Here is an 8,271-nt window from a genome sequence, read left to right as displayed (position 1 = left end):
GGTGCCGCAGGCGGAGTCGCTGCGCGCGATCGAGCTGCTGGGCACGGTCGTCGCCCCCCTGGTCCGCGACGCCCTCGCCTGACCGGCCCGACCCGGCCGTAGGTCAGGCGCGGGCGGCGACCCAGCCGAGGGCGCCCGGGTGGCGGACGGACTCGCTCGCCACGACGGCGCCGGCCGCGAGCGCGTCGGCGATGCCCGCGCCGCGCGCCAGGGCCGCCCCGGTCGCGCCGTGCAGGACGTCGCCGGCGCCGAGGGTGTCGACGACGTCGTCGACCTCCGGCGGGGAGATCCACGACCCGACGCCGCGGACGACCAGCCGGATCGCCCCAGCCCCGGCGGAGACCGCCACCGACGAGGGTCCGAGCGCGGCGACGGCCGCCGCGAGGTCAGCAGCCGGCTCGGGCAGGCGGAAGTCGGCCGAGAGCACCGCGTGGTCGACGAATGCGAGCAGGGACTCCAGCCCGGGCTTCCAGCTGCCGCCGTCGAGGAGCACCGGGACATCAGCAGCAGCCGCCAGCTCGGCCGCGGCGGACAGGTGGTGCCCGTCGACCAGCACCGCGGTCGCATCCGCGGCCCACGCAGCGGCCGAGCCGAGCCCGGTGACCCCGGTCGCGTTGACCGACACCACGGCCCGCTCACCCGTCGACCGCGTCACCAGGACGGTCGAGACCGCGGGCGACCCCGGCCCGTCGAGCAGGTCGACGACCTCGACGCCCGCCGCCTCGAGCCCGGACCGCACGAGCGTCGAGAGCGGCGAGCGGCCGAGGGCCGTCACGAGCCGCGCGGGGACGCCGAGCGCGACCGCGGTGGCAGCGGCGTTCGCCGCAGGGCCGCCGAAGGTGACCGCCAGGCTGCGCGCGACGACCTTCGCGTCCGGGCCGGGCAGTGCGTCGACCACCTGGACGACGTCCAGGGTGGCCAACCCGCAGCAGACGAGCCTCACGCCCGCCGGTCCACGAGCGCCCAGGTCACGACGCCGAGGACCGCGGCGACGAGCAGAACGGCCGGCCACGCGCCGAGCGTCGGCGCGAGCACGTGGGCCGCGACGAAGCACACCGCCCCGACGACCACCACGGCGACCAGCCGGGCCACGCCGGCGGTCCGCGAGCGCCACACGCACCACGCGACGCCGGCCAGCAGCACGAGGCCGCCGAGCGCCCGGACGCCGGTCACCTGGGCGACGAAGAACCCGACGACGAGCGTGAGGGCAGCGATCAGGGCGGTCGGCACGCGGGACATGGCGTCAGCCTAGAGGCGCCGCTGCCACGTCCCGTCGCCGCCCGCGGGCCGGAACCCGAGCGCCACGTTGATGGCCAGCATGAAGTCGTTCTCCTCGGCGTTCCAGGTGCTCACGCGCTCGACCGTCGGGTGCTCGGCCGCGAGTCGCTGCAGGTTCGCGGCCTTGACGAGCATGCCGAGCCGCCGCCCGCGGTGCTCCTTGATCACCAGGGTGTCCTCCTGGCTGACCCACTCGTCGGTGTGCTCGGGCACGACGAAGAACGTGTAGGCGGCGAGGGTCCCCGTCGGCACGTGCTCGGCGGCCATCACGAGCAGCGTCCACCCGCGTTCCACGTGCGCCGCGTCGGCCGCGCGGACGCGGTCGGCGTCCCAGACGTCCTCCTCGAGGTCGAGCCCGCCCATCGGCGCGTCGGTGCTCATCCGGGTGCTGAGCACGGCGAACTGCTCGACCCACCGCTCCGGGCACGGGCCGGTCCACTGCACGAGACGGTAGTCGGGTCCTGCGTGGGCCTCGGCGTCCGCGCGGTGCGCGGCGAGGGCGTCGGGGTCGAGCGGCAGGTCGAGGCGCGAGTGCCGGTAAGCCTGCTCCAGGTTCCAGCCCCGCGCCACGGCGAACCGCGTCGACGGGTCGTCCGGGTCCACCCCTCCCGGCCCCGAGTCCGGCGCGAGCACCTCACCCGTCGGCTCGGCACGGTAGTTCGTGTCGGTCATGACCGTCGTCCGGCCGGCCGAGCGCGCGAGGTCCACCGCCGCGTCGTGCAGCGCCGAGCCGATGCCCTGCCGGCGGTACGCGGGACGGACGGCGATCTCGAGCTCGGCCAGGTGCGTGTTGTCCTGCAGCGGGAGGTTGACGTCGGCGTAGCCGAGGACGACGTCGTCGGTCGACACCGCCAGGATCCGGTCCTTGCGCACGTACTCCTGGTGCCGCAGGCCGGCCAGGACCTGGCGCGGCGTGCAGCAGAAGTCGGTGGTCCCCCACGTCTCGACGATCGGCTCGTTGGTCGCCTCGACGTAGGACAGCAGCAGGGCGTCGCCCACGTGGAGCGACGCGGGCGACGGCAGCGGGCGCAGCGACCACGACGTCACGAGGTCCACGTTCCTCCGCCACGCACGCAGCGTCGAGCAGATAAGTCCCATGACCGTCCCGCGCATGCACCCCGCGCGCCGCACTAAGTTGGGAACCAGCCCCGCCGCACCCGTCAGAGAGGGAACACCCGTGTCCACGCAGCCCATCGACGCCACCACCACGAGCGCCTGGCAGGACCTGTCCGAGCACGAGTCCACGTTCACCGCGGACCTGCGCGGCTGGTTCGCCGCCGACGCCGGCCGCGCCGAGCGCCTGAGCTTCCCGCTCGCCGACCTGCACGTCGACCTGTCGAAGAACCTGGTCACCGACGACACGCTCGCGCTGCTGAAGCGCCTGGCCGACGAGGTGGGCCTGGCCGACCGGCTCCAGGCCATGCTGCGCGGCGACCACATCAACGTGACCGAGGACCGCGCCGTGCTGCACACGGCCCTGCGCCGCCCCGCCGGCAAGCAGCCCGCGCTCGTCGTCGACGGTCAGGACATCGACCACGACGTCCAGGAGGTCCTGGCCAAGGTCGCCGCGTTCGCGGACAAGGTGCGCAGCGGCGAGTGGGTCGGTGTGACGGGCCAGCGCGTCGCGACGGTCGTCAACATCGGCATCGGCGGCTCGGACCTCGGCCCGGTCATGGCGTACGAGGCCCTCAAGCCCTACGTGCAGGACGGGCTCGAGGTGCGCTTCGTCTCGAACATCGACCCGACCGACCTCGCGGAGAAGGTCAAGGGCCTCGACCCGACGACCACGCTGTTCATCGTCGCCTCCAAGACCTTCGGCACCCTGGAGACCCTGACCAACGCGCGCCTGGCGCGCGACTGGCTGTGGGCCCAGCTGGGCACGCCCGACGACGACGACGCGCGCAACGAGGCCGTCGCCAAGCACTTCGTCGCCGTCTCGACCGCGCTCGACAAGGTCGCCGCGTTCGGCATCGACCCCGCCAACGCGTTCGGCTTCTGGGACTGGGTCGGCGGCCGCTACTCGGTCGACTCCGCGATCGGCACGTCGCTCGCGATCGCCATCGGCCCGGACGCGTTCCGCGACTTCCTCGCGGGCTTCCACGCGGTCGACGAGCACTTCGCCACCACCCCGTTCGAGCGCAACGTGCCCGTCCTGATGGGCCTGCTCAACATCTGGTACGTCAACTTCCTGGGCGCCCACACGCACGCGGTCCTGCCCTACGCGCAGTACCTGCACCGCTTCCCGGCGTACCTGCAGCAGCTGACCATGGAGTCCAACGGCAAGTCGGTGCGGTGGGACGGCGAGTCCGTCACGACCACCACGGGCGAGGTCTTCTGGGGCGAGCCCGGTACCAACGGGCAGCACGCGTTCTACCAGCTCATCCACCAGGGCACGCGCCTGATCCCTGCCGACTTCATCGCCGTGGCGAACCCCGCGCACCCGCTCAAGGACGGCGACACCGACGTCCACGCGCTGTTCCTGGCCAACTTCTTCGCGCAGACCAAGGCGCTCGCGTTCGGCAAGACGGCCGACGAGGTCCGTGCCGAGGGCACCGACGAGGCGATCGTCCCGGCGCGCGTGTTCTCGGGGAACCGCCCGACGACCTCGATCCTGGCCGCGTCGCTGACGCCGTCCGTGCTCGGTCAGCTCATCGCGCTGTACGAGCACATCACGTTCGTCCAAGGCGTCGTGTGGGGCATCGACTCGTTCGACCAGTGGGGCGTCGAGCTCGGCAAGAAGCTCGCGCTCGAGGTGGCCCCGGCCGTCCAGGGCGACGCGGCCGCGCTCGACGCGCAGGACCCGTCGACCAAGGCCCTGATCACCCGCTACCTCGAGCTGCGCTCCTGACGTCGGGCGCGCGGGCCGTGACTACCGGCCCGCGCGCTCCACGACCGTGCCCACCCGGGCCTCGTCGTCCCAGGTGTAGACCGTCCGACCCTCGATGAGCACGTGCTCCGCGCGCGACGTCACGTCGAGCGGGTCGCCGGACCAGATGACGACGTCGCCGTCGCGGCCGACCTCGAGGGCACCCACCCGGTCGTCGAGCCCGAGGAACGCCGCGGGGTTCGTCGTGAGCGCCTCGAGGGCCGTCTGGGGCGGGAGGCCCTCCTTGACCGCGAGCGTCGCCTGGTGCACGAGGAAGTTGATCGGCACCACGGGGTGGTCCGTCGTGATCGCGACACGGACCCCCGCCGCAGCGATCGTCGCGAGGTGGGAGATGGACCGGTCGCGCAGCTCGACCTTGGAGCGGCTCGTGAACATCGGCCCGAAGATGACGGGGACGTCCCGCTCCGCGATCACGTCGGCGAGCTTGTGCGCCTCGGTGCCGTGGTTGATGACGAGCTTGTAGCCGAACTCGTCGGCCAGGCGCAGGGCCGTGGCGATGTCGTCGTGCCGGTGCGTGTGCTGGTCCCAGTACAGCTCGCCGTCGAGCACCCGGACGAGGACCTCGTGGGTCAGGTCCACCGCGAACGGCTCGCCCTTCGCCGCGGCCGCGTCGCGCGCCGCGCGGTAGTGCTGCGCCTTGGTGAACGCCTGGCGGATGATCAGCGCGGTGCCGAGCCGGGTGGACGGGAGCTGCTTGCGCTCGCCGTAGACCCGCTTCGGGTTCTCCCCGAGCGCGGACTTCACGCTCACCGACGCGCGGATCACCTGCTCGTCGACCGTTCGCCCGCCCCACGTCTTGAGAGCCACGGACTGACCGCCGATCGGGTTGCCCGAGCCGGGCTTGACGACGACGGAGGTCACGCCGCCGACGAGCGCGTCGCGGAAGCCCTCGTCGTCGATGTTCACGCCGTCGATCGCGCGCACGGCCGCTGTGTTCGGCTGCACCATCTCGTTGGTGTCGTTGCCGGCCGCGCCCTCGCCCTCCTCGTGCAGGCCCACGTGCCCGTGGGCCTCGACGAAGCCGGGCAGGACCCAGCGGCCGGTCGCGTCGATCACCCGCGCGTCGGCGGGGATCTCGACGTCGAGGCCGACGGCGGTGATGCGTCCGTCGACGACGAGGACGGTGCCACCCTCGATCGGGTCGGAGCTGACGGGGACGACACGGCCGCCGGTGACGGCGACGACGGAAGGGCTCATGCGTTCCAACCTACGTCGCTCGGCGCGAGCGAACCGTGCGACGCTGGGTCGGTGCGGACGACGACGGTGGCGCGATGCCTGAGGTGACGCGAGCCCGCGTGGACGCCTGGACCTGGGCGGTGCGGCTGTTCCCCACCCGGTCCGCGGCCGGCGCGGCGTGCAAGGCGGGCCACGTGCGCGTCAACGGCGACCGCGCCAAGCCCGCGACGATGGTCGTGCCGGGCGACGAGATCGTGGTGCGCGGCGGCGAGCGCGAGCGGATCGTCATCGTGCAGCGCACCGTCGTGAAGCGGGTCGGCGCGCCCGTGGCCGTGACCTGCTACCTCGACCGCTCCCCCGCCGTGGTGCCCAAGGAGCAGAAGGTCGTCATGGGCGAGCGGGACCGCGGCGCCGGCCGCCCGACGAAGCGCGACCGGCGACTCATCGAGCGCCTCCGGGGGCACTGACGCCCGCCACCGTCTACCGACCGGCCCACCGGCTCGACGTCCGCCGCACGATCGGACCGCTGCGCCGCGGCGCGTCCGACCCCGCCTGGCGCACCACGTCGGACGGGGCGACCTGGCGCGCGACGCTCACACCGGACGGCCCGGCCACGGCCCGGATCGCGGTCCGCCGCGACGGGATCCACGTCGAGGCGTGGGGACCGGGCGCCGAGCGCGTGCTCGCCGGCGTCCCGGACCTGCTGGGCGCACGCGACGACGACTCCGGCTTCGAGCCCGCGCTGCACCCGCTGGTCCGCGACGCGCACCACCGCCTGCCCGGGCTGCGTCTGACGCGCACCGGGAACGTGTGGGAGCAGCTGGTCCCGGCCGTGCTCGAGCAGCGCGTCGTGGGGCTCGACGCAAAGGCGTCCTGGCGGCGCCTCGTCGGGCGGCACGGTCTGCCGGCACCGGGCCCGGCGCCCGAGGGCATGCGGGTGCCGCCCCCGCCGTCGGTCTGGGCGGCGATCCCCGTGTGGGAGTGGCGCGAGGCCGGCGTGGAGGGCCAGCGTGCGGACACGATCCGGCGCGCGGCGCTCGTCGCGCACCGCCTCGACCAGGACGTGCCGCTCGTCGAGACCCGACGCCGGCTGCTCACGGTGCGCGGGATCGGGCCGTGGACGGTCGCCGAGACCACGTCGCGCGCGCTCGGCGACGCGGATGCGGTGTCCGTCGGCGACTACCACCTCGCGCACCTCGTCGGCTGGGCGCTGACCGGCGACCGGACCGACGACGCCGGCATGCTCGAGCTGCTCGAGCCCTGGCGCCCGCACCGCCAGCGCGTCATCCGCCTCATCGAGATCACCCAGGCTGCGCACGCCCCGCGCTACGGCCCCCGCAGCCCGCGCGCCCGTCCGCTGAGGTGATGTCGATCCGGGGGCTGCCCGCGCGTCACACCCCCGCAAGCACCCACCACCGAGGAGGCCACCGTGCAGTTTCTGATGCTCGTCTGCGACGACCCGACCGCCGAGCCGTTCGACCCGGCGCGCAACAACATCGAGGAGTGGGTGGAGCAGGCTGACGCTGCCGGCACCCGCGCGCTCGGCGACCGGCTGGCCGCCGCCGGCGAGGCACGGACCGTGCGCGTCCGGGGTGGGAGGACCACGGTGACCGACGGACCGTTCGCGGAGTTCAGCGAGATGATCGCGGGGTTCGACATCCTCATCTGCGACACCCTCGACGAGGCGGTGGAGCTGGCCGCGAAGCACCCGATGGCGCGGTTCGGCCAGCTCGAGGTGCGGCCCTTCTACTCCTGGTCCTGACCCGAGGCGCGTCCCGCTGGACCCGCCCCGGGCGGACGAGGCAGGATCGGGGGCAGACACCCGATCCACCGTGGAGGACCCCCCGTGAGCAGCAACAGCCCCGTCGAGCGCAACGGCTCCCCGGCCAACGCCGTGGGCGCCTTCTTCGCCTTCCTGCTGTTCATCGGAGGCCTCGTGCTGTTCACGGTGGCGTTCAACGTCGGCGACGCCGGCCCGTACGTGTTCTCGGCCGGGATCGCGGCCGTCGCGCTGTCGTTCGCCATACCGACGACGATCCTGCCGGCCCTCGAGGACCGCGAGGGCTGACGCTCACCGGCGCAGGCCGCTGACCTGCGGCGATCTTCACGTCGCGCACACATGGTCTCTCCGCGACCACCCCGCAAGTGCAACGCGCGCGGCACAGCGCAGTCCTAGGTTTCGAGACGTGAGACCTCTCCCCGCCCGCCACACGCGCCGGCCCGCCCGCTCCCACCCGGTCGTGCGCACGGTCGCGGCCGTGGCGCTCGCGGTCCCGCTGTTCGCCGTCAGCGCGGCGTGGGCGACCTACGCGCACCTCAACGCGAACATCGACACGGCCGACGACGTCGAGAAGTACCTCGGCACGTCGCGCCCGACCCCGTCGGTCACGGCCGACCCGCTGGTCGACGGCTTCGCGGGCAAGCCGCTGAACATCCTGGTGATGGGGATCGACGCCCGTGACCGCAACGACAAGACGTATGGCTACGTCGACGGGCAGCGCTCGGACTCGACGTTCCTCGTCCACCTTCCGGCCGACCGCTCGCGCGTAGACATCGTCTCGGTCCCCCGCGACTCCCTCGTCGACATCCCCTCGTGCCTGCTCGCCGACGGCACGAAGACGGCGCCCATGACGGGCGCGATGTTCAACGAGGCCTTCGCGATCGGCTCGGGCACGGACAAGAACCTCACGACTGCCGCAGCCTGCACCCGCAAGACGTTCGAGCAGGACACGGGCGTGCGGACCGACGAGCACGTGGTCATCAAGATGGACGGCGTACGCGACGTCATCGACACCCTGGGTGGCGTGCCGTTCTGCTTCCCCGAGGCGATGGACTCCCCCAAGGCCAAGCTGCACGTCGAGGCCGGCAAGCAGGTGCTGGACGGGAAGACGTCGATCGCGTTCCTGCGTGCGCGCACCGGCACGGGCGGC

General features: G+C 73.3%; 10 protein-coding genes. 6 read left to right on the top strand and 4 right to left on the bottom strand.

Annotated features, from left to right (window positions below):
• Positions 1-103: 103 nt before the first annotated feature.
• From D1825_RS01965 to D1825_RS01955, 3 genes are read right to left on the bottom strand one after another with little or no spacing between them, the layout of a single operon-like run.
• Positions 104-943 carry a PfkB family carbohydrate kinase gene (locus D1825_RS01965; protein ID WP_118765812.1) on the bottom strand — a complete coding sequence of 280 codons (840 nt, stop codon included), beginning with the start codon at positions 941-943 and terminating at the stop codon, positions 104-106.
• On the bottom strand, positions 940-1,239 hold the full coding sequence (locus D1825_RS01960) for a hypothetical protein (RefSeq protein WP_118765811.1): 300 nt from the start codon (positions 1,237-1,239) through the stop codon (positions 940-942). The genes D1825_RS01965 and D1825_RS01960 overlap by 4 nt, the downstream gene beginning before the upstream one ends.
• Before the next feature lie 9 nt (positions 1,240-1,248).
• The gene (locus D1825_RS01955) at positions 1,249-2,334 is read right to left on the bottom strand and encodes a GNAT family N-acetyltransferase (RefSeq protein WP_233549565.1); all 1,086 of its coding nucleotides are present in this window, start codon (positions 2,332-2,334) and stop codon (positions 1,249-1,251) included.
• Positions 2,335-2,455: 121 nt separating this feature from the next.
• Here D1825_RS01955 and pgi point away from each other — a divergent pair, with 121 nt between their 5' ends.
• The gene (pgi, locus tag D1825_RS01950) at positions 2,456-4,126 is read left to right on the top strand and encodes a glucose-6-phosphate isomerase (protein ID WP_233549564.1); all 1,671 of its coding nucleotides are present in this window, start codon (positions 2,456-2,458) and stop codon (positions 4,124-4,126) included.
• A gap of 21 nt (positions 4,127-4,147) precedes the next feature.
• Here the strand turns inward: pgi and D1825_RS01945 are convergent, their stop codons facing one another.
• Positions 4,148-5,362 (bottom strand): amidohydrolase, encoded by a 1,215-nt coding sequence (locus D1825_RS01945; RefSeq protein WP_118765810.1) that lies wholly within the window; start codon positions 5,360-5,362, stop codon positions 4,148-4,150.
• 74 nt (positions 5,363-5,436) lie between these two features.
• Here D1825_RS01945 and D1825_RS01940 point away from each other — a divergent pair, with 74 nt between their 5' ends.
• From D1825_RS01940 to D1825_RS01920, 5 genes are all read left to right on the top strand, one after another.
• Entirely contained in the window at positions 5,437-5,808 is a 372-nt protein-coding gene (locus D1825_RS01940) for an RNA-binding S4 domain-containing protein (protein WP_118765814.1), read from the top strand.
• A 212-nt stretch (positions 5,809-6,020) separates the two neighbouring features.
• The gene (locus D1825_RS01935; RefSeq protein WP_233549563.1) at positions 6,021-6,707 is read left to right on the top strand and encodes a DNA-3-methyladenine glycosylase family protein; all 687 of its coding nucleotides are present in this window, start codon (positions 6,021-6,023) and stop codon (positions 6,705-6,707) included.
• Between the two features lie 63 nt (positions 6,708-6,770).
• Positions 6,771-7,103 carry a YciI family protein gene (locus tag D1825_RS01930; RefSeq protein ID WP_118765809.1) on the top strand — a complete coding sequence of 111 codons (333 nt, stop codon included), beginning with the start codon at positions 6,771-6,773 and terminating at the stop codon, positions 7,101-7,103.
• An 84-nt stretch (positions 7,104-7,187) separates the two neighbouring features.
• On the top strand, positions 7,188-7,409 hold the full coding sequence (locus D1825_RS01925; protein ID WP_118765808.1) for a hypothetical protein: 222 nt from the start codon (positions 7,188-7,190) through the stop codon (positions 7,407-7,409).
• 118 nt (positions 7,410-7,527) lie between these two features.
• The coding region (locus tag D1825_RS01920) for an LCP family protein (RefSeq protein WP_199721462.1) at positions 7,528-8,271 on the top strand (744 nt) is incomplete at its 3' end.

Source organism: Cellulomonas rhizosphaerae, assembly GCF_003470205.1.
Lineage (GTDB): Bacteria > Actinomycetota > Actinomycetes > Actinomycetales > Cellulomonadaceae > Cellulomonas > Cellulomonas rhizosphaerae.
Note: the sequence above shows the minus strand (reverse complement) of the source record. Positions and strands in the feature narration are given on the sequence as shown.